This is a genomic window from Streptomyces sp. NPDC047043 (assembly GCF_040644055.1).
GTDB lineage: Bacteria > Actinomycetota > Actinomycetes > Streptomycetales > Streptomycetaceae > Streptomyces.
In genome coordinates this window covers 11,700-30,566 of record NZ_JBEYVO010000064.1, presented here as the reverse complement: position 1 = coordinate 30,566, position 18,867 = coordinate 11,700, and the positions used below count along the sequence as shown (strand labels likewise).

The window sequence follows — 18,867 nt, the reverse complement described above, 5'->3', positions numbered from 1 at the left end:
CCGACCATCACCGCGGTGCGATCCGGCGAGGCAGAACTCAGCCGCATCACCGGCGCCAAAACCCCCTCCGGCATCCCCGTCACCATCACCCCGCCGGCCGCGGAGCCTCCTCGCCGGGCCGCGTCCGGTGGGTCGGCCTCGGCCCGAGGCCGACGCGGACGCACCACCCGAGGCCGGACCACGGGCAAACACCGCACCACCTGACAATCGGCGGTCCGCCGCCAGTCGGGCGCGGTGATCCGCGCCGGGGTGGAGTGTCAGCCGAGGGATCGGTCGACGGAGCCGTACGACAGGTCGGGGGACGGTGCGGGCTGCTGGGGGGCGGTCTGGCAGGTGAAGCCGAGGCGGACCAGGGCCCGGACCATCTCTGCGGCGGTGAAGTCGCGTGGGTCCTGGCCGGTGATGACCGTCCCAACCTGCTTGACGGGGTAGATCCGGTCCCCGATGACGGCACAGGCTCCCGTCGCGGGTTCGGGTCGGACGTTCGCCATCGACCTCTCCACCTCGGACTTGGACAGGTCGAAGGGGAAACGGGCGATCACACAGCGCATGGTGCCTCACCAGGGTCGGGCGGATCCGGGGCGGTCGGAACGGAAAACGGACAGGGGCCCGCACGCAAGGTGCGGGCCCCTGTTTCGCCGTATGCGCGTAAAGAGCTATGTGCTGGAACGCGAATCCGGAGGGTCAGGCGGGAACGATGTTCTCCGCCTGCGGGCCCTTCTGGCCCTGAGTGACGTCGAACGTCACCTTCTGGCCCTCCTGGAGCTCACGGAAGCCCTGGGTGGCGATGTTCGAGTAGTGGGCGAAGACGTCCGGGCCGCCACCCTCCTGCTCGATGAAGCCGAAGCCCTTTTCCGCGTTGAACCACTTCACAGTGCCGGTGGCCATGTGTTTTCTCCTGTAAGCAGTGCTGGAGCCCGCACCTCGCGAGCCCCCACATCGCTGTGATGATCACCTGCCCCGGAAACCCGGTAAGAATGGCAACCACTACTGCAACTGAGATTCAGACTAGCACGGAACAAATCGACGACAAGAAAAGCAGAGAAGGCGCCGAGGGAAACAACCCGCGCACGGAAATGCTTTTTCGGGACCGGTTGAATTTCTGTTCCGGCGGCGTCAGATTTTCACTCGCTGCGGCGCAGTTCCTCGTTGGCGCGCAGGGCGTCCGCCAGTTGGTTCTCGAGGCCGATGATCCGGCAGGCGGCCTCGATCGGAGTGCCCTGGTCGACCATGTCGCGGGCCCGCGAGGCCAGGCGCAGCTGGTGGCGCGAGTAGCGGCGGTGGCCGCCCTCGGACCGCATCGGTGTGATCAGCCCCGCCTCGCCGAGGGCCCGGAGGAAGCCGGGGGTGGCACCGATCACCTCCGCGGCTCGGCCCATGGTGTACGCGGGGTGGTGGTCGTCGTCGAGCCGGTCCGCGGCGTGCGGCCGGTCTTCCGAGGACATGTGTGCCTTCCCGCGGACCGCCGACGGCACGGCCCGCAACAGGGAGCTGGTTCCCGTACCGGAACTCTAGTCGGCCTCGTGGAAACTCTGCTGCGGCGAGTGCAGAATGCCCACCGGTCGGCGGAGCACCAGCAGTCGGCGGGGAGCGAGGCGGGGCGACCCGCGGGCCTCGACGGACGGGCAGCGCCAGCCCCAGGACAGCAGTGCCTCGAGCGTGTCCGGGTTGTCGCGGTCGACCAGCGTGACGCCGAGCGCGGCGGTGTGGTCGCTGAGCAGTCGCATCTGCAGGCGTCGGGCGAGATTCCACTCGCGGCTCTGGTCCTGGGTGCGCACCCTTCGCTCGACGAGGATGTCGGCGATGGCGAAGAGCCCTCCTGCGGCGGCGATGCGGAGGAGGTTCTTGGAGAGGTACCCGTCGAGGCCCTGCCACCAGGGTCCGTCGCCGCACACGGGGAAGCCGTAGGCACATCCCGTGAGCACCGTCGCGCCCGCGGGGCCGGGGGTCTCCGCCACCAGCAGTTCGAAGCCCGGACGCCGCATGTGGCCCACGAGCCGTCGCCGGAAGGCGGCGGACCGGGCCCGGTCGGAGGCCCGCGGCTCGCTCGACGAGGTGTGCGAGTACAGCTCGCCGAGTTCCCGCATGCGGTCGTCGATCTGGCGCCGGGTGAGCGGACGGACGAGCTCGCCCTTCTCGGGGGACGGTCCCTGCCGGCGCGTGCTCGCGGTCATGGGGCGAACCCTGCCCCGGTCCGGACGGGTCCGGCCCGGCGTCGTCGTTCGCCGAGAACGGCACCGGCGTGTGAGCCGGCGCACGAGAAGCCCTCGGTGCCTTCGAGCCTACGCCCGCCGCGGCAGGGGAGGCCGGAAGGTGTGGGTACGCCCTCCGGCGTCACCAGTTGACGGCGTCGTCCATCGACTGCTGCCAGTACGTGACCTTGAGCGAGTCGTCGACGTAGACGCCCTGCGAGGGCAGCGACGGCCGGGCGCCCTTGCCGACGCTCTCGTTGCCGGAGCGGCCGTGGAAGTAGACGGTCAGGGACTTCTCGGTGTGGCCGTTCGAGCTGCCGCCGTCGGTGGCGGACAGGCTCACGGCGGCATAGCCGGACTCGCCGGGCTGGAGCGTGACGACCGCCTGGGGCTGCGAGTCCTCGATGACGGGAGGCACGGACTGGGCCTCGCCGAAGCGGACGGCCGGGTAGCCGTAGAGGAAGCAGGTCTTCGAGCCGGTGTTGGTCACCGTCAGCAGCAGGTGGTTCACGGGGCGGGTGAGCGGGGCCGCGACCGTCTTGGTGTTGGACCCCTCGCAGGTGACCGGCTTGCCGGAGGAGGTGGGCGCCTTCGACGTGGAAGTGGAGGGGTGCGCGGCGGGCGTGGTGGCGGTCGCGGGCCCGCCGTCCGTGGCCGAGGGGGTGGAGGCGGAGGCGGAGCCGGAGGAAGAGGCGCTCGCGGTGGGCTGCGCGGTCGTGGTGGAGCCCGCCGAGGCGCCCTCGTCGTTGACGCCCGTCCCGTCGTTGCACGCGGTCAGGGAGAGGGCGGCGAGGACGACGGTCGCGGCGGCGCCGACGAGACGGGTGCGGGAGGTGCGGAGGTTGTACATGTGGACGTGCCCCTTCGGTGTTCGGCCTGGGGTGGTGATTGGATGACCGAAGCTTGTGAGGTGATCCGTCCCAACCGCCATGTCCGGCGGGCAGTTGGGGACGCCGGAACGCCAAAACAGGCTCTGACCAGGGAGAATCCAGGGGCCCTGGAACGCACGACTGGAACGTGGGGGATGGGGAGAACGGGTGTCAGGGGCAACAGGGGCCGATGAGACAGAGGCGTTCGCTCGGCTGTTGATGGAGCTCAAGGACCGCTCGGGACTGAGCTACGGCACGCTCGCCAGGCGGCTGCACATGAGCACGTCGACGCTGCACCGCTACTGCAACGGCACCGCGGTGCCGGTCGAGTACGCGCCGGTGGAGCGCCTCGCACGGGTCTGCAGGGCAACGCCGCAGGAGCTGGTGGAACTGCACCGGCACTGGATCCTGGCGGATGCGGTACGAGGGCGCAGGGCCGAACAGGTCGCGGGGGCGGCGGGTTCGGACGGTACGGATGGTTCGGACGGTTCGGTCAAGGGGGCCGATGCGCCGGCGACCGACGTCCAGCCACCCGTCGACGAGCCCGTCGTTGTCTCGTCGCCCTCGCTCGTGCCGCCGCGTCGGCCCCGTCGCCGTGCCGTGCTGATCGCCGTGGCGGCGGTCGCCGTGGTCGCGGCAGTGGTGCTCGCCGTGCGTCTGCCGTTCGGCGGGGACGGCTCGGGGGACGAGCCGGCGGCCGGGGACACCGCCCCCGCCACCGGCACGTGGGCCGCCGGGAAGCCGTCCGCGTCCTCGTCCCCGGATGCGAAGGGACGCAAGCCGTCCGCGTCGGCCACCGCCTCCGTCACCCCGTCCGAGGGGACCGGTGGCGCCTCGAACGGCGGCGAGCAGGGGGCGGACCGGCCCGCCGGCGGGAGCTCCTCCGGCGCCATACCGCTCACGGTCGGCACCCGTCCCTATGTCTACGACAGCCCGTGCAGCCAGCACTTCCTCGTGAACAGCGAGCCCGAGCAGGTCGGGCCGCCGGCGAGCGAGCCGGACGCACCGCGCTGGGCCGCCGCGTACGGGGCGGTGTCCTCGGGCGAGCAGGAGGTCGCCCTCACCGTCCAGGGCACCGGGCAGGAGACCGTCGTCCTGGAGGCGTTGCACGTACGCGTGCTCACCAAGGGCGCGCCGCTCGCCTGGAACGACTACTCGATGGGCGTCGGCTGCGGCGGTGGCGTCGGCACCAAGTCGTTCGACATCGACCTCGACAACGGCAGTCCGACGGTCACCGCCAAGAACGGCCAGCGTGAATTCCCGTACAAGGTCAGCGAGTCCGACCCGGAGGTCTTCTACGTCTTCGCCCGCTCCAAGGCGCACGACGTCCGCTGGGACCTCACCCTGGACTGGTCCAGCGGCAGCCGCCGCGGCACCGTCCACATCGACAACGCCGGCACCCCGTTCCGCACCAGCGCCGACGTGGACCGCCCGGGCTACGACTACCCGCTGGGCGGCAGCGAGTGGATCAAGCGGGAGAGCTGACCGGATCCGGGCGGTCGACCCCCGTAGTTCTCACGCCCGGTCAACTCCCGTAATTCTCATGCACGTTCGTACGGCGACCCATACGATCCCCTCGCCGCCCGTACACCAGTGCGCATCGAAGCGCCGTGTGCGGGCATTCAAACGGGAGGGACCACTTGACCATGCCCTTCGGCACGCGACCGCGTGCCGTACTCGCCGCCCTGGGCACCCTCGGCCTGGCACTGGCCGCCGCCGCGACACCCGCGAGCGCGGCGGACGCGACGCCCACCACGCCAACCCAGCTGTTCAACGGCTACCGGAACTGCTCGACCGACACGGACCTGCCCACCTACCTCTGGGCCGGCACCGGCCTTGTCGTCGAGGGCATCCCGGGGACCACCGACTCCACCGACAACTCCCCGGTCACGGTGCAGTACCAGGCCTGGCCGGTCACCGACCCGACGCAGATCACGACGGTCACCCGCAACTACGCCACCCCCGGGTTCGAGGCCACCGCCACCCTGCCCGCCGACGCGCTCGCCGACGGTCAGACCTACGCGTGGCGGGCGCAGACGGTGGACGGGGCCGCGGCCTCGGACTGGTCGGCCCCCTGCTACGTCACCATCGACAACACCCGCCCGGCGAACGCGCCCACCCTCACCTCGCCCAACTACCCGCGGGACGTGTGGAATCAGGGCGGCGAGCCGGTCGAGTTCACGCTGAGCGCCAACGGCGTCGACGATGTCACCGGGTTCGAGTTCTCCTGGCAGCAGGACCTCCCGGTCATCGGCACGAACATCGGTGACCACGGCATTCCGCAGCCCGTCGACCCGTATTCGGACACGAGGTACTTCAAGCGCGCCGACGCCCCCGGCGGTTCGGCCACGCTCAGCCTGGTCCCGCCGAGCGGCTCCGGTGTGTTCACCCTCTGGGTGCGCAGCCTGGACCGGGCCTACAACGGATCGGCCGTCGCCGGCTACACGTTCCGAGTCAGCTCCACGGCGCCCACCGTCACCCCCGCGGTCCCGTCGCCCGAGTTCGGAAAGCCGACCTCGTTCACGCTCAGCCCCGACGCGGCGCTCCAGTCGAAGAGTCCGGTCGTCAGCTACTCCGTGCAGACCATCGGCGGTCAGAACGACAAGACCGTCGAGGTCCCGGCGGCGGCGGACGGCACGGCGGAGGTGAGGCTCACGCTCGACGGCATCTACGGCGAGCATCTCCGGGTGACCAGCAAGAGCGCGAACGGCTGGGTCAGCGACGCGGCGTCGTGGAGCATCAACTACGACACCACTCCCACCGTCGCCTCGGACATCTACCCCGAGAACGGTTCGGGCGGCGGCGCGGGCGTCCCGGGCACCTTCACGTTCACGCCGAAGGTGAAGGGCGTCGTCAGCTACACGTACTCCTTCAACGGGGAGCCGGAGGTCACGGTCGCCGCGGGCGCCCACCACTCCGCGCGCATCGACTGGACCCCGCCCACGGACGGCTTCTACGACCTCACGGTCCGTGCGACGACCCGCTCCGGCATCCAACTGGCGCCCTACGACTACTTCTTCACCGTGAACTGATCCGTCGGCGTCCTGGTGGCCGTCGGCGCGATGGCGTCGCCGATGCGGATCCCGGCGTAGAGCCGCTTCGCGTCCGCGGCGCCCAGGCCGATCCAGTCGCTGGTGGCGGTGAGGCCGCCCAGGGCCGGTGGCTTGGTGTAGGTGCCGATGTAGAGCGACTGGTTCTTCGTGTCGCGCAGTTCGACCACGTAGGGGACGCTCACCCTGACGGGGCCCTTGGAGGGCAGGTCGACGGGCAGGGTCCGCGACTCGCGCTTGGCGACCACCGTCAGCAGGCCCGTGTAACCGACCTTGCTCTCGAACGCGGAGAGGACCGACAGCTCCCGGTCGCCGAACGTGAGGGTGCGGCCGGGCAGTCGGAGCGTGCCGGCGACCGGCACGGCGGCGCTCTGGGACGGCGGGACGGACTGGGCGGGGACACCTGTCGGCGCCTGGGCGGCCGGGATGCGGGCTCCGCCCTGCCGGTCCGGGTGCCCGTCGAGGTCGAGCGTCAGGGCCAGGGCCGCCAGTGCGAGGGCCGCGGCTCCCGCGCCGAGGGTCACGGCGGTCCGGCGGCGGTGCCTGCGGCGTATCGCCCGACCGCGTATCTCGGCGCCGCCGACGAGCGGCGGGGTCTCGTGGGCGGTGGCCAACTCGCGCAGGGCGGACGGGAGTTCATTGGACACGGCCGCTCTCCTTCCCGAGGACCGGCTCGTCGGCCTCGTCCCCCGCGAGACGCTGTGCCAGCGCCGCCCGGCCCCGGGACAGCCTCGCCTTGAGCGTCCCCACGGGCGCACCGGTCTCGGAGGCTACCTGCTCCACACTCAGGTCGCACAAATGGTGCAGGACGATCGCCATCCGCTGCGCCGTGGGCAGTTCGCGCAGGGCGGCCACCAGCGCGGTGTGTTCGGGACCCGGCCCCGGGGTGGAGTCGGGCGGCGGAGTGCGCCGCACCAGTTCCAGCCAGCGTCTCGCCCGCCGCCAGCGGCTCACCGCCAGCCGCATGGCCACCGTGCGGATCCACGCCTCGGGCGCGCTGTCCGCCAGGAACTGCCGCCGTCGGTCCCAGGCCCGTACGAATGCTTCCTGTACGACGTCCTGGGCCTCGCCGTGGTCTCCGGTGAAGGCGTAGAGCTGTCCGGTCAGCCGGGGGAACGCGGTCGCGTAGAACGCGTCGAACTCGTCCTCGGTCATGCCCCACCGGAATCCGTGCCCTCTCCTCGACGGAGTTGGCTTCTCGGCTGCTCAACCTGCTTGTACGACCGACCGCGTTCCCGAGTCGAAGGACCCCCCACGTGCCGGAGAGCCACGCCGCACTCCCCGCAGACCACGACTTCGCCACGTACGCCCGGACGCGCTGGTCCGGCCTGCTGGCGACCGCGCGGCTGCTCACCGACGACCCCGGTGCGGCGGAGGAACTGGTGCGGAGAACGCTGGTGCGGATGTGCGCGCGGTGGCGGCGCGTCCCGCGCAACGACGTGGATTTCCACGTACGGCGCTGTCTGGTGCGGGGCCATCTGCGCCGGCTGCGTGGACGGCGGGCCGCGCGGCGGCGGGCCGTTCTGGTGCTGCGGATCCGGGAGGGGCTGGCGGACGCGGAGATCGCCCAGCTGCTGGGGTGCTCGGTGGGCGCGGTACGGGCGCATGCCCGGCACGGGCTGAAAGCGGTGGGCGCCGATCCCCGGCGGCTGCGCGAGGTGTACGCCCGCGCCGCCGAACGAGCCGTCGCCCACCGAGTTCGCGCAGACGGTGGCGGCGGGGGTCTGGGACGCCGCCACGAAGGGGGGCGCCTCCGTACGCCGACCGCGGTGAGCGGCGGGCGGTGTGGTGTCGCCGTGCGCGGCAAGCGCCGGTCTTGTGGTTGTCCGGGCAGGTGGCACGGGGGTCAGCCCTGCAGGAGGACGGTCAGGACGAGCCGGTTGCCGTTCGGGCTGCCGGGGGTGAAGGCCCGCGTTTCCCGAGCATGCGAGCCACCGCCCTGTCGCCCGCCGAGCGCTGCAGGGCCACGACGGCCGTGGGGGTCAACCGCCCTGGTCCGGCGCGTAGTTCACGTGCCGGTGCCGGGGTACGGGTCGGTGTCCTCCGGACCTGGTACTCGTCTTTCCCTGTGCGTTCCTTGCCCGTGCGCATGCACAAGCCTCCGTGTCGCGGGTGGCGTGGATCAGCCTCGCTGGAAGAACTCGACCTCCGCCAGGGCCAGTTGACGGCCGGAGGTCAGGCCGACGGGTGAGCGAAGGACCAGGCGTACCGTCGTGACGTCGCTGATGCCGGTGGTGAATGTCTGCGGGCCCGGCTTGTCGCTGAGGGTGAGCTGCTTGTGCTGCTGCTCGCCGTTCTGCGTCGTCACGTCCAGGTCGATCTGGAGGGCGCGGGCCTGGTCGTGGTACTCCTCCGGGTCCTTGGACGGGCCGTTGGTGATGATCAGGTCGACCATGCGGAACGGCTTGCGGAAGGTGTACGTCACCGAGGCGCCCGGCGCGGGTGCGCCCCAGTAGCTGTTGGTGATGCCGTCGGTGGTGTTCTTCGCCGGGTGCCGGGGGGACTGGGCGCTCGCCTTGATGGTCACCGGGGTGATGGGCTTGGCCTTGCCCAGTTTGTCCCGGGTGTCCTCGAACAGGGCGCGTCCGGCGGGAAGCAGCAGGAGAGCGCCGGCGCACAGCGCCACCACCACGGCCAGGATCACCAGCAGCCGCACCGCCCTCCCCGAACTCGCCCGCACCCGGCGGCGGAACGGCCACACCGTCCGCCACCACGGCAATGGTTCGGGCTTCGCCGAGGGGTTCAGCGCGGTCGCACAGCGCCGGCAGAACCGGCGGTCGGGCGGGTTGGGCGTACCGCAGGAGGGACAGGGCGCGCCCGCCACTTCGTCGGGCGCCTCCACGGGGCGTACGACGGGGCGGGGGGCCACCGGCTTTGCCGGGCGTACGGGCTGGATGGGGGCGGGAGTCGGGGGCTGGGGGGTGGTGGGTGTTACGGGCGCGGGGGTGGGGGTGGCCGGGGCAGGGTGGGTGACGGGGGGCGTGGGCGCCGGGGCCGCGGGGGCGGCTCCTCCGGGGCCGGGGCCGGGGGCGTTGTCGTCGCCGGTGGTCGGGCGGGGGGCGGGAGCGGAGGGCTCGGCGTCGGCGTCGTCCGGGTCGGTCCGGGGTGCGGGGCTTGTCGTCCCGTCCTGGCCGGAGGCGGTGCCGGGGGCCGCGCTGCCGCCGTCGGCGGAGGGTGAGCCCACGGCAGGTGCCGGGCCCGCCCCCCGCTCGGCGCGGACCCGGTCCGTCAGCCTCGTACGCAACGACGAGCTGCGGCCGGGCGCGGCCGCCGCCGGCTCCTCGGCCGGGGTCGGCGCGGCCGCGGCCGTCGCAGCGGGCGGTTCCGCCGGTGTGCCCGGCGCCGACGACTCGGCGGGTGCGCTCGCTGCCGGCGGCTCCGCGGACGTGCTCGTCGCCGGCGGTTCCGACACCGGACTCGAGGTCGCCGTACTGGAGGCCGCCGTACTCGAAGACTCCGTGTCCGAGGTCGCCGTACCCGAAGCCGACGAACCCGGCGTCGCCGTGCTGTCCGACCACCCCAAGTACGCCCCGCAGTTGCCGCAGAAGTCGTCCGTGGGGCCGTTGGACGCCCCGCACGCGGGACAGGCGCGCATGGCGTCACCTCCCTTCGTCGGTGGGTGGGCCGGGGAGGAGTTCCACCCGGCAGTCGGTGTGCACCGGGCGCATGGCCCTGACGACCTCGTGGACCCTCTCCGGGTCGACCCAGGTCCCGGGGTCCGGCCACACCCGGACCAGGACCTCGGCGGGGGGCTCCGGCGGCAGGTCGGCGCCGGGCGTGTTCGACCACACGGCGCCGCCGTCACCGGTGACCTCGGCGTGCACGCCGAGTGCGAGCCGCAGGGCCTCGACCAAGCCACGTCTCGTACCGCGCCACCGGTGCAGTTCCACCGCGCGGACGACCGCCTCGCGGCGCCGCTCCACCGGCCACTGCGGGTCGTCGGACGCCCCCACCCAGGACGCCAGCCAGGCCAGGAAGTCGGCCGGGGTCACCCGGGGGTCGAGGTAGGCGGGCAGGTTGTCGAGGGTCGCGAACACCGGGGCGAGGACGGTGTCGAGCCCGCCGGTGAAGCGCTGCGCGAAGTCGTCGTCGGCATAGAGGGCGGGCAGCTGCTCGCCGATCGGATACCGGCTCGGCAGACCGGGTATCGCGGCACGGCTCATCCCCGCACCTCTCCCCGCGCCCCGGGCTCCATGGCCGTGACCACCACCTGGTGCTGGTACGAGAACACCAGCGCCCCCGCCGCCACATCGATGCGGTCCGTCGGCGCCCCGCGCCGGCCGGTGATCGGGTCCGCGGGGAACAGCAGGATCTCCTCCACCAGCGCGTTGCCGGTGGCGCGTTGGAGGACGCCGAAGACGTCGCCGTACTGGACCGGGCGGCCGAAGGCCCAGCCGGTGCCGTCGGGGCCGCCGTTCAGCGGGTTGAGGTGGCGGAACAGGGCGGCCAGTGCGGCGTCGCGGACGCGATCGGTGTCGGACGGGGCCGCCGCCAGCCGGGCGATCACGGTGACGCCCTGGTAGACCGGCGGCTCGACGACCAGGCGGGTGCCGATCAGGCGGCGTTCGTCGAGGCTCGTGGTGATCGCGCCGAGCACCTGGTCCGAGGGGATCAGCTGCTCGAAGCGGAGGCGGTCGTCGCCCTCGTCGGCCACCGCGTCCGGGACCACCAACACCCGTACCGCGCCCGCGCCTTCGGCGGCCGGCAGACAGCGGACCCGGCGGACCGAGGGGGCCGCCTGACGGGCGATGATCTCGTAGTCCTCGGCGGTGACCGCGCGTTCCTGCATGCGCAGGGCGTCCGGAGCCCGCAGCTTCGCGTTGGCGATCGTCTCGCCGGCGACGCCGCCGCTCGCAGCCTCCCGGTTGACGACCCGGGCGATGTACGGGACGGAGCTGCGGAGGACCGAGATCGCCCCCCGGGCGACGTTGCCCGCCGGGCCGCCTCCGGTGCGGTAGTGGGCCACCCGGATCTGGGCGCCCTTGGGCGGTACGGCGCCGCACTGCCGCAGTGTGCCGTCCGGTTCGCGCACGGCCGGGGGAAAGGTGAACTCGCCGGTGGTGGCGTCGACTTGGACGTGGCGGTCGGCCGGGCCGGAGCGGCCGAAGTGCTCCACGAGGTCCCAGCGCTGCCAGCCTTCGGCGGACGACACCTCCACCACGGGCGGCTCGCGGTCGAGGAGGATCGGGGGACGGCCGAGCCGGAACGTCTGGCCGGCGACGCCCTCCGAGGTGCCGAGCGGTACGTCGGTCTCGGTCTCGGCGTGCTCGACGGTCATGGTGCCGCCCACGGTGAACACCGACGCCTCGCGCACCGTCGGCGACTCCGAGTAGAAGGGCTGGCCCGGCTCCGCCTCGGTGACCCGGCAGCGCAGCCAGCCGGCCCGCGTCCCGCCGATCACCGACGCGGTGTGACCTGCGGGAACGTGGACGATGGCCTCGCCGGGCCGGTTGAGGCCGCCGGTGGAGTCCTCTCCGGTCTCGCACAGCTGCCAGCCGCCGCCGTCCCACGCCTCCCACACCAGCGGAGGCTGGCGCGGGTCCACGCCGATGCCCTCGACGCGGCTGTCCAGGTTCACCGCGACGACGCAGCGCGGCACCGCCGTCGGCAGCCCGAACAGCAGCGCGTCGCCGGGCTCCGGCGCCGCCTGGAAGGCGGGCACGTCGCGGCCCTCGGCGAGCTCGCCGGTGCGGTCGGTCTGCTCGCCGCTGCGGGGTGCGGTGACCAGCCGTATCAACTCGCTGGGCACGATGCGCAGTTCGTCGGTGGTGGTGAACACCACGGCCTCGTCGTTCTCGCCGCCCGCGGTGGTCACCTCGGTGCCCGTGTGCAGCGTCACCGTGTCGGGCTGCGGCGCCGACAGCCAGAAGTCGACCTCGGCCACGGCCGCCGCCGGCGGGAACAGGCGGATGCCCAACAGGTCCAGGAACGCCGTGTAGTTCTTGTCCGGGACCCGGTTCAGCCGGTACAGCAGCTGGTCCACGAGGTAGGCGAACGTCTCGATCAGCGTGACGCCCGGGTCGGAGACGTTGTGGTCGGTCCACTCCGGGGCGCGCTGCTGCACGTACCGCTTCGCCTCGTCGACGAGTTGCTGGAACCGCCGGTCGTCCAGGTTGGGGGAGGGCAGGGCCATCAGTCCGCGACCAATTCCTCGGCCCCCTCCTCGGAGGGGATCGTGTAGAAGGGAAAGACCAGGTTGCGCCGGTCGTTGGTGGAACGCAGGGTGTAGTGCACGTCGATGTAGAGGGTGCCGTCCTCGACCGCGTCGAAGGCGACGACCACGTCGTCGACCGCGATGCGCGGCTCCCACCGCTCCAGGGCCTCGCGCACCTGCTGTGCGATACGTCCGGCGGTGGCGCCGTCGCCGGGTGCGAAGACGTAGTCGTGGATGCCGCAGCCGAACTCGGGGCGCATGGGGCGCTCGCCGGGCGCGGTGCCGAGGACCAGGCGGATGGCCTCCTCGATCTCCCGCTCCCGCTCGACCATGCCGATGCCGCCGGTCGGCCCGACCCGCATCGGGAACGCCCAGCCGCGGCCGATGAACCGCTCGCTCATCACACGCCCCCGATCAGGACGTTCACGGCGCCGCCCGAGATCATCCCGCCGCAGGTGGTCTGGTCGCGCATCCGCGCGGCCGGCAGCCCGCCGATGAGGACCTGGCCGGAGGCGAGCCCGGCCGGGTTGGGCATGACCACGTTGCCCGGTCCCAGGGCCAGGTGCTGCGGTATCGCGCAGGCGCACACGCTGCCCACGACGGCGGCGGGACGGCCGCCGATCAGCACCCGCGCGAGATTCGCGGCGGCACCGGGCGGCGGGGTGGTGATCGCACCGCCGTGGTTGGTGGGGTCACCGGTACGGGCTGCGGCCGGCATGAGCTGCTCCTTGGTGAATGTCGAGGGGACAGGGGTCAGTTGATCCGGATGAGCTTGGCCTTGAGGACGCTGAGCAGACCGCCGTCGACGGTGACGTCCGTCCGGCCCGTGACCTTCACCGAGGCGCCGTCGATACGGACCCCGGCCGTGCCCTCGATGTCCACCTGCCGGCCCTTCACGCTCACGTTGCCCGTCCCCGCGTCCAGCGTGATGCCGGTCTTCTCGAGCACGACGGAGGTGAGCGGGCGGCCCCGTCCGGCGTTCACCGTCAGCTCGATCCGGTCCCGCCGGTCGTCGAGGCGCACTTCGAGGCGCTCGTCCCCGGTCACCAGCCTGAGCCCGGACGGGCCGGGTGCCCTGGCGTCCAGCAGCTCCACCCGGTGCCCGGAACGCGACACGATGGAACGGCGGTTGACCTTCCCGCTGGTCTTGTCGATCAGCGGCACGTCGTGCTTCGACGGCTTGTCCACACCGTTGTAGAGGCCGCCGAGGACGTACGGGCTGTCCAGCAGGCCCTGTTCGAAGCCGACCAGGACCTCGTCGTTGACCTCCGGGCTGACCACGCCGCCACCGCCCTTGCCGCCCCACTGCACGGTGCGCACCCAGTCGGTGACGTAAGTGTCGTCCAGCCAGGGGAACTTCAGCTTCACGGCGCCGCTCTGGGCGCCGCCCGGTTCGCGCACGTCCGTCACCACACCGATGGCCAGACCGGGCATGCGCGGCCCGCGGCTCGGCGCGTTCGCCCCGGTCACCAGGCCGGTCAGGGAGCGGTCGGGACTGGCGCTGACCCAGACCGTCGTGCGGTATCCGCCGTGCGGTTCGAGGACGTGCTGCACCGCCGTCGCCGTGTAGCGGCCGGAGAAGGCCTGTCCGACGTTGCCGAGCGCCACGGGCCTGCCCGCCCGCAGCTTGGGGTTGCCCTCGACCAACGCCTCCAACTCACCGAAACCCGCGCTGACTTGAGCGGCCATGGCGTCGGCGACCGCCTTCGTCTCGGCCTGGGTGCGGTACGGGGTGTCGGTCACCGTCAGCTTCGTCGACTTGCCGAACTTGGCGGCTCCCGCCGTCGCACTCAGCCCCGGCACCACCGTGCCGCTGGTCACCGACGCCTTCCGCGCCACCAGCGGCCGCTTCGTGGTGACGTCCCAGCCGCGCACCTCCACCTGCTGCGCACCGTCCGCGGCCGACAGCGAGGCCCGCAGCGCCAGCAGGTTGCGCCCGTACTCCAGCACCATCGGGCTGCGGGTGGCCGGGGTCGACGGCGCGGGCGCGCCGGACGCCTTCACCGGCTTCGTGAACTGCAGCAGACCCTTGTCGTCGACGTGCACCTGCGCGCCGCTCTCCCCCGCCAGGAACTGCAGGAAGTCCCAGTCGGACACGTTCGCCTGCGACAGCTGCTTGTAGGTGACCGCCGCGGCCTCCACCTTGCCGACGGCCAGCCCGGCCCCGGCGGCCACCTTGCGGACGATCGCCGCCGCCGTCATGTTCCGGTACGCCACCACCTTGCGGCCCCGCTGCAGCCGGTGCGCCTTGGAGTAGGCGCGCACCACCGTGAACGAGCCAGTGCGGTCCCGGTCCAGTTCCAGGGCGGTCACCTCGCCGTTGAACAGCCGCTCGCGCGCCTGCCCGGAGACGGTCACCACGGACACCTTCAGCGGGGTGCCGATGGTGATGCCGGTCTTCTGCAGGAACTCGTGGTCGGGGTCGCGGAAGGTGAGCACGGCCGCGTCCGGCAGCCCCACGTTCTCGTCGACGACACAACTGACCAGCTGGGCGGCCCAGATCGGCGGAAGTTCGCCGGGCGCCTCGATGACGGGATCGGCCGCGAACGACCGGCCGCCCCGCGCCTCGGGTGTGGTCACTGCTCCTCCTCAGCGCCCGCGTCCCGCAGCCCCGGCACCACAAGCTCCGTGCCGGGTACGAGCGCCATCGGGTCGTCGATGTCGTTGGCCTCCGCGATGACCCGCCAGGCCGTCGCGTCGCCGTACTCCCGCCAGGCCAGCATCGCCAGGCTGTCGCCCGCCACCACGGTGTGCGTGCTGCGGGCGGTGCGCGCGCCGGAGGTCGGGTTCTGGCCCGGCGGGTCGACGCTCGCCTCCTCTATGGACAGCGCGCAGGTGGCCCGCAGCGGCTTTCCGTCCACGTCGAAGAGGGTGTACGACACCGACAGACTCGACAGCACCCCGTCGAACGAGGTCGTCCGCGCAGTGCCCCACTCGAACCGCACCCAGGGGCTCGCCGGCTTCTTGCGGCCCAGGCTGGCCGGGGTCGGCACGCACGCCTTCATCAGCTTCTCCACCGCCAGTTCCACGGAGTTGTCGTGGGTGGCGGTGGCGTCCAGGAACACCTCGAGGTTCAGCGTGCGCGGACCGCTGCCGACGAACTCGGGCAGCGCGGACTGGCCCGCCATCCGGGACGGGGTGCGCCGCCACTCGGTGGTCTTGCGCAGCTCCAGGGTGGACGGGTTGAACTGCAGGTTCAGCCGCGCGATCGTCCCGCCGGGCTTGGCGCCGACGGAGGCCGGGGGCTCCTTCAGGGTGAGCTGGGCCCTGGTCCGGCTGGAACGGGCTGCGCTCATGAGGGCCTCAGCCCCTGGTGGGCGATCTCCAATGTCTCCACCGCCGCCTGGGAGTTGGCGGGGTCGAAGGACGGGCCCTGCCAGCGCACCGGGACGATGCCGAACACCTGCCAGCTGATGATCCGCGTCAGGTCCGGTTTCAGCGCCACGATCTCGCCGTCCTTGGGCTCCACCCGCTTCAGCGTCTCGTCCAGCCAGCGGGCGATCTTCGCCGTGTCGGCGGTGACCGGCCGGGTGAGCGTGATGTTCGACCACGTGACACGGCCGGGCAGCTGCCAGGTGAAGGCGTTGTTGCCGCCCTCGGCGTAGGTCTCCATCTCGACCTCGGCGCCCATTCCGGAACAGGTGTGGAAGGCGCCCAGGTCGTTGCCGCCGATCGCGAGCCGGAAGTGCACGCTCGTCGCGAAGATGCTGTCGGTCATCGGTCCGTCATTCGTTCGTGGTTCATGGGTGCCCTCAGCGGCGTCCGTCGTAGGGACGGCCGGTACGTTCGCGACCGCGGCGGAGCTCGGTGCGCAGCAGGCGCGACACCGGGTCGAGCAGGCGGCGCGCCAGTTCGTCGAGGTCCGGGCCGGGGTCGTCCCGGGGGGTCTCGGGGCGGCGGGCCGCCGCCCTGCCCGACGCGGAGGCGGCGGACGATCCCGATGCCCCGGACGACGAGTGCGAACGACCGCGCGCCGGAACCTCCTTGACCTGTACACCCTTGAGCAGATCGGCACCGGCCGAGTCGGTGGCGTCGCGCTGGACGGGGGTGGCCGTACCCGTCGGCGGGACGCTCCGCGGCCGGACCACGGGGACGGGTCCCACCGGTGCCGAGGCTGCGGCCGCCGGGCGGTCCGCGAGCGGGGGCGCCTGCGGAGCGGTCACGGGCAGAGGTTTCGCCGGTACGGCGGCGCCGACGCCGGCGGTCACCGGGCGGGGCGGGGCGGGACGGACCACCGGGACGCGCTGAACCGGGGCCGGGGAGGCGGTGGCCGGGACGCCGGTGGCCATGGTCTGCGTGCCCTGGGTTCCAGGGTGCGCGGTCGCGGCCCGCTGGACGTGCGGGGTCGCCGTGGCGGGGGCGGACGCGCGAGGTGCAGAGTGCGCGGGGGCCCCGGCGGTCGATGCGGTGGTCTGCGCGGAGGTCCCGTTGGTCGGCGCCGAGGTCCCGCTGGTCGGCGCGGGGCCGCCCGGGGCCGCAGCCGGGGTGCCGGGCCAGCGGGCCGCCACCACGGGACGGCTGCCGGTGCGGGCGGCGGCGGGCGGTGGCGCGCCTTCCGGGGTCCGGGTGCTCAGGGTGAGCGGGCGGGCGGCGAGCAGCGAGAGGGTGCGGGGGGCGGCCGTGGCGGAGCGGGCCGCGGGGCCGGTCACGGTGAGGGGGCGCGGGCCTGCCGAGCCGGAGGGCTGGGTGCCTGCGATGCTTCCGCTGCCGCCTGGGGCCACGGCTCTGGCGATGACCAACGGGGCCGGGGTGGCGGGGTGTTGGGGACCCTTCCTGCCGGAACCCGGGGCGTGCGCGTGGGAACCGCCGGAGGTCGAGCCATCAGCGCGCGATCCGCCGGAGGTCGAGCCACCAACTCGTGATCCACCGGCGCTCGCACCACCGGCGCCCGGTCCGCCGGGCGCCGAGCCGGGGCGTCGCGTGTTTCCTGGTGCGCCTTGTGCGGCTACGGCGCCTGCGGGTGCGGGGCGGTCGACCGCGGCGGCCGCGGGCGGCGCAACCAGCGGCGTGGCGGGGCCGTTCGGGTGGGCCGCCGGTGCGGCCTTGGTGGCGTCCTCGGTGGTGGAGTGGTCCGCGAGGCTGCGCTGGACGTCGACCGTCCCCAGCAGCGGGGCGTCCGCCACCGGCGCGGTGGGCGAGGGATCGGTGGGCGGTGTCGGAGCGGTTGCGGGGCGCTGGTCCCGACGTGCCGGAGCACGCTGGACGTCCGGCCCCGGCGTCGTACGGGAAGAGGCACGGGACGCCGCGGAGCCGGGCAGCTCGGCGCTCGGCGGCATTGCGGACAGCGGTGCGCCGAGGCCGCCGCGCGCGCGTGCGCCGGAGGTGTTGGGGGCGGGGGTCGGGCGCGGGGCGTCGGGTGCCGTTCCCTTTGGACCGCTCGTACCGCTGTCGTACGGCTCCGGGGTGTCGGCCTGGCGCTGGACGACGGGCAGCGCCTGGCCGGGCGGGGGCACGGTCCCGGGCGTGGGGGTGCTCTGCGCCAACGGTGTTGCCGTGGAGGGAAGTTCGCTCAGCGGGGCGCCGAGCGGAGCGCGGCTTCGGGAGGGCGTCGCCGCGCGCTGTACGGGAGCCGTGGCGCCCGGGCTGGTACCGGGCGGTGCTGTTGTGGTGGAGGTGGGGCCGGGCTCCGGAGCGCCGGCGGGCCGCACGGCGGCGACGCGGCGCACGGGTGCGGCCGGGCGCCGGGCGACGGTCAGGAGGGGCCTCAACGGGCTGATCCGGACGGCGGGTTGGGGCCCATCGGCAGCGGAAGTGCGGGACGTCTGCGACTGCGGCCGGGTCGTCTCGTTCGCGGTCCGCTGGACGGCCGGGCCTGCGGACGTACGACCGACAGGACCGGGCGAAGTCGCGGACGCACGCGCGGAGTTCGGCGCGGTGGCGGGCCGGTTCGCGGCACCGTCGGCGGCCGCGGGCGGGACCACCGCCACACGTCGTACGAGCGGAGTCGTGGGCACGGCCCCTCGGCCGCCGGAGTCGGCGGGGGCCACGACGGGACCCGTGCCCGGCTCGACGGCCCGTTGGACAGCGGCGGGCGACGAGGAGAGGACGGCGGGGGAATCCGTGGATGTGAGACCACGGGACCGGGGAGCATCCTCGCCCGAACCCGACGCCGCCGAGCCGGAGTTCCGCTCCCCCGATCCGGTCCGGCGGGCAACCCGAGGTGACCTGGCAGCCGTGGACCCGTCCAGGGCCCCGGCATCCGAGCCCTCGTCGCCCGAAGCATCCGCCCGCAGGGCCCTCAGCAGCAGCGGCCCCCCGGCGGTGTGCGTGGCCTGCGGAGTCGCCGGGCGGGCGACGCCGCGCACCAGACCCGTCGGAGCCATCGGCAGCAGCGCGTGCCCGAGCCCGCTGTCGAACGACGGGTTCTGCCAGGCGGCAAGCCCCGCGCGGAAGGCAAGGCCGTCGCTGACGCCCAGTGGGGCTCGGGACACGGTGAGTTCCGGCGCGGCGGTGCGGCGCCAGCCCCCGTCCCAGTCGCCGGGCACGGAGGGAGCCGGAGCGTCGGGCACGGCGGCATCCGGAGTGCCGGGCACCCCGCGGTCCGGGTCCGCGGCAGACGGCGCCGCGGCCCGGCGGCGCAGTCTGTCCCGCCATGCCATGTG

The 18,867-nt window shown here is 73.3% G+C and carries 19 protein-coding genes and 1 pseudogene; 4 read left to right on the top strand and 16 right to left on the bottom strand.

Annotation, left to right across the window (positions count from 1 at the left end; all coding sequences use genetic code 11):
- A pseudogene (locus ABZ880_RS52760) lies at positions 1-204 on the top strand (ATP-dependent helicase); the annotation flags it as partial.
- A gap of 53 nt (positions 205-257) precedes the next feature.
- Here the strand turns inward: ABZ880_RS52760 and ABZ880_RS52755 are convergent.
- From ABZ880_RS52755 to ABZ880_RS52735, 5 genes are all read right to left on the bottom strand, one after another.
- Complete coding sequence (locus tag ABZ880_RS52755; protein WP_361278771.1) at positions 258-551, bottom strand: SCO5918 family protein; 294 nt, start codon at positions 549-551, stop codon at positions 258-260.
- A gap of 133 nt (positions 552-684) precedes the next feature.
- On the bottom strand, positions 685-888 hold the full coding sequence (locus tag ABZ880_RS52750) for a cold-shock protein (protein WP_046247661.1): 204 nt from the start codon (positions 886-888) through the stop codon (positions 685-687).
- 236 nt (positions 889-1,124) lie between these two features.
- Positions 1,125-1,445 (bottom strand): MerR family transcriptional regulator, encoded by a 321-nt coding sequence (locus ABZ880_RS52745; protein ID WP_361278767.1) that lies wholly within the window; start codon positions 1,443-1,445, stop codon positions 1,125-1,127.
- Positions 1,446-1,511: 66 nt separating this feature from the next.
- Positions 1,512-2,174, bottom strand: a complete 663-nt coding sequence (locus tag ABZ880_RS52740) for a hypothetical protein (RefSeq protein WP_361278764.1) — start codon at positions 2,172-2,174, stop codon at positions 1,512-1,514.
- Positions 2,175-2,334: 160 nt separating this feature from the next.
- Positions 2,335-3,042, bottom strand: a complete 708-nt coding sequence (locus ABZ880_RS52735; protein ID WP_361278762.1) for a DUF4232 domain-containing protein — start codon at positions 3,040-3,042, stop codon at positions 2,335-2,337.
- Positions 3,043-3,229: 187 nt separating this feature from the next.
- Between ABZ880_RS52735 and ABZ880_RS52730 the strand changes: the two genes are divergently transcribed.
- A complete protein-coding gene (locus ABZ880_RS52730) occupies positions 3,230-4,546 on the top strand; it encodes a helix-turn-helix domain-containing protein (RefSeq protein WP_361278760.1) in 1,317 nt (438 codons plus the stop codon).
- A 161-nt stretch (positions 4,547-4,707) separates the two neighbouring features.
- Entirely contained in the window at positions 4,708-6,093 is a 1,386-nt protein-coding gene (locus ABZ880_RS52725) for a hypothetical protein (RefSeq protein WP_361278779.1), read from the top strand.
- Here the strand turns inward: ABZ880_RS52725 and ABZ880_RS52720 are convergent.
- Together ABZ880_RS52720 and ABZ880_RS52715 are read right to left on the bottom strand one after the other, a co-directional pair.
- Positions 6,072-6,758 (bottom strand): hypothetical protein, encoded by a 687-nt coding sequence (locus ABZ880_RS52720; RefSeq protein WP_361278758.1) that lies wholly within the window; start codon positions 6,756-6,758, stop codon positions 6,072-6,074. The genes ABZ880_RS52725 and ABZ880_RS52720 overlap by 22 nt on opposite strands.
- Positions 6,748-7,266, bottom strand: coding sequence for a SigE family RNA polymerase sigma factor (locus tag ABZ880_RS52715; RefSeq protein ID WP_361278756.1), 519 nt, complete (start codon positions 7,264-7,266; stop codon positions 6,748-6,750). Before ABZ880_RS52715 ends, ABZ880_RS52720 begins: the two co-directional genes overlap by 11 nt.
- Positions 7,267-7,514: 248 nt before the next feature.
- Between ABZ880_RS52715 and ABZ880_RS52710 the strand changes: the two genes are divergently transcribed.
- The gene (locus ABZ880_RS52710; protein WP_361278776.1) at positions 7,515-8,276 is read left to right on the top strand and encodes a sigma factor-like helix-turn-helix DNA-binding protein; all 762 of its coding nucleotides are present in this window, start codon (positions 7,515-7,517) and stop codon (positions 8,274-8,276) included.
- Here the strand turns inward: ABZ880_RS52710 and ABZ880_RS52705 are convergent.
- From ABZ880_RS52705 to ABZ880_RS52665, 9 genes are read right to left on the bottom strand one after another with little or no spacing between them, the layout of a single operon-like run.
- Positions 8,234-9,706, bottom strand: coding sequence for a zinc ribbon domain-containing protein (locus ABZ880_RS52705; RefSeq protein ID WP_361278754.1), 1,473 nt, complete (start codon positions 9,704-9,706; stop codon positions 8,234-8,236). The two genes, ABZ880_RS52710 and ABZ880_RS52705, sit on opposite strands and share 43 nt — an antisense overlap.
- Before the next feature lie 4 nt (positions 9,707-9,710).
- A complete protein-coding gene (locus ABZ880_RS52700; protein WP_361278752.1) occupies positions 9,711-10,274 on the bottom strand; it encodes a phage tail protein in 564 nt (187 codons plus the stop codon).
- The gene (locus ABZ880_RS52695) at positions 10,271-12,244 is read right to left on the bottom strand and encodes a putative baseplate assembly protein (RefSeq protein ID WP_361278750.1); all 1,974 of its coding nucleotides are present in this window, start codon (positions 12,242-12,244) and stop codon (positions 10,271-10,273) included. Before ABZ880_RS52695 ends, ABZ880_RS52700 begins: the two co-directional genes overlap by 4 nt.
- Complete coding sequence (locus tag ABZ880_RS52690) at positions 12,244-12,666, bottom strand: GPW/gp25 family protein (RefSeq protein WP_361278748.1); 423 nt, start codon at positions 12,664-12,666, stop codon at positions 12,244-12,246. Before ABZ880_RS52690 ends, ABZ880_RS52695 begins: the two co-directional genes overlap by 1 nt.
- The gene (locus ABZ880_RS52685) at positions 12,666-12,983 is read right to left on the bottom strand and encodes a PAAR domain-containing protein (protein WP_361278746.1); all 318 of its coding nucleotides are present in this window, start codon (positions 12,981-12,983) and stop codon (positions 12,666-12,668) included. The genes ABZ880_RS52690 and ABZ880_RS52685 overlap by 1 nt, the downstream gene beginning before the upstream one ends.
- Before the next feature lie 35 nt (positions 12,984-13,018).
- A complete protein-coding gene (locus tag ABZ880_RS52680; RefSeq protein WP_361278744.1) occupies positions 13,019-14,845 on the bottom strand; it encodes a VgrG-related protein in 1,827 nt (608 codons plus the stop codon).
- Complete coding sequence (locus ABZ880_RS52675) at positions 14,842-15,561, bottom strand: LysM peptidoglycan-binding domain-containing protein (RefSeq protein ID WP_361278742.1); 720 nt, start codon at positions 15,559-15,561, stop codon at positions 14,842-14,844. Before ABZ880_RS52675 ends, ABZ880_RS52680 begins: the two co-directional genes overlap by 4 nt.
- Positions 15,558-15,983, bottom strand: coding sequence for a phage tail protein (locus tag ABZ880_RS52670; protein ID WP_361278740.1), 426 nt, complete (start codon positions 15,981-15,983; stop codon positions 15,558-15,560). Before ABZ880_RS52670 ends, ABZ880_RS52675 begins: the two co-directional genes overlap by 4 nt.
- Positions 15,984-16,017: 34 nt before the next feature.
- Positions 16,018-18,864, bottom strand: coding sequence for a hypothetical protein (locus ABZ880_RS52665; protein ID WP_361278738.1), 2,847 nt, complete (start codon positions 18,862-18,864; stop codon positions 16,018-16,020).
- Between the last annotated feature and the right edge of the window lie 3 nt (positions 18,865-18,867).

Coding starts and splice junctions, on each gene's coding strand:
- ABZ880_RS52755 (WP_361278771.1), bottom strand. CDS start 551: ATGCGCTGTGTGATCGCCCGTTTCCCCTTCGACCTGTCCAAGTCCGAG.
- ABZ880_RS52750 (WP_046247661.1), bottom strand. CDS start 888: ATGGCCACCGGCACTGTGAAGTGGTTCAACGCGGAAAAGGGCTTCGGC.
- ABZ880_RS52745 (WP_361278767.1), bottom strand. CDS start 1,445: ATGTCCTCGGAAGACCGGCCGCACGCCGCGGACCGGCTCGACGACGAC.
- ABZ880_RS52740 (WP_361278764.1), bottom strand. CDS start 2,174: ATGACCGCGAGCACGCGCCGGCAGGGACCGTCCCCCGAGAAGGGCGAG.
- ABZ880_RS52735 (WP_361278762.1), bottom strand. CDS start 3,042: ATGTACAACCTCCGCACCTCCCGCACCCGTCTCGTCGGCGCCGCCGCG.
- ABZ880_RS52725 (WP_361278779.1), top strand. CDS start 4,708: ATGCCCTTCGGCACGCGACCGCGTGCCGTACTCGCCGCCCTGGGCACC.
- ABZ880_RS52715 (WP_361278756.1), bottom strand. CDS start 7,266: ATGACCGAGGACGAGTTCGACGCGTTCTACGCGACCGCGTTCCCCCGG.
- ABZ880_RS52710 (WP_361278776.1), top strand. CDS start 7,515: ATGTGCGCGCGGTGGCGGCGCGTCCCGCGCAACGACGTGGATTTCCAC.
- ABZ880_RS52705 (WP_361278754.1), bottom strand. CDS start 9,706: ATGCGCGCCTGTCCCGCGTGCGGGGCGTCCAACGGCCCCACGGACGAC.
- ABZ880_RS52700 (WP_361278752.1), bottom strand. CDS start 10,274: ATGAGCCGTGCCGCGATACCCGGTCTGCCGAGCCGGTATCCGATCGGC.
- ABZ880_RS52695 (WP_361278750.1), bottom strand. CDS start 12,244: ATGGCCCTGCCCTCCCCCAACCTGGACGACCGGCGGTTCCAGCAACTC.
- ABZ880_RS52690 (WP_361278748.1), bottom strand. CDS start 12,666: ATGAGCGAGCGGTTCATCGGCCGCGGCTGGGCGTTCCCGATGCGGGTC.
- ABZ880_RS52685 (WP_361278746.1), bottom strand. CDS start 12,983: ATGCCGGCCGCAGCCCGTACCGGTGACCCCACCAACCACGGCGGTGCG.
- ABZ880_RS52675 (WP_361278742.1), bottom strand. CDS start 15,561: ATGAGCGCAGCCCGTTCCAGCCGGACCAGGGCCCAGCTCACCCTGAAG.
- ABZ880_RS52670 (WP_361278740.1), bottom strand. CDS start 15,983: ATGACCGACAGCATCTTCGCGACGAGCGTGCACTTCCGGCTCGCGATC.
- ABZ880_RS52665 (WP_361278738.1), bottom strand. CDS start 18,864: ATGGCATGGCGGGACAGACTGCGCCGCCGGGCCGCGGCGCCGTCTGCC.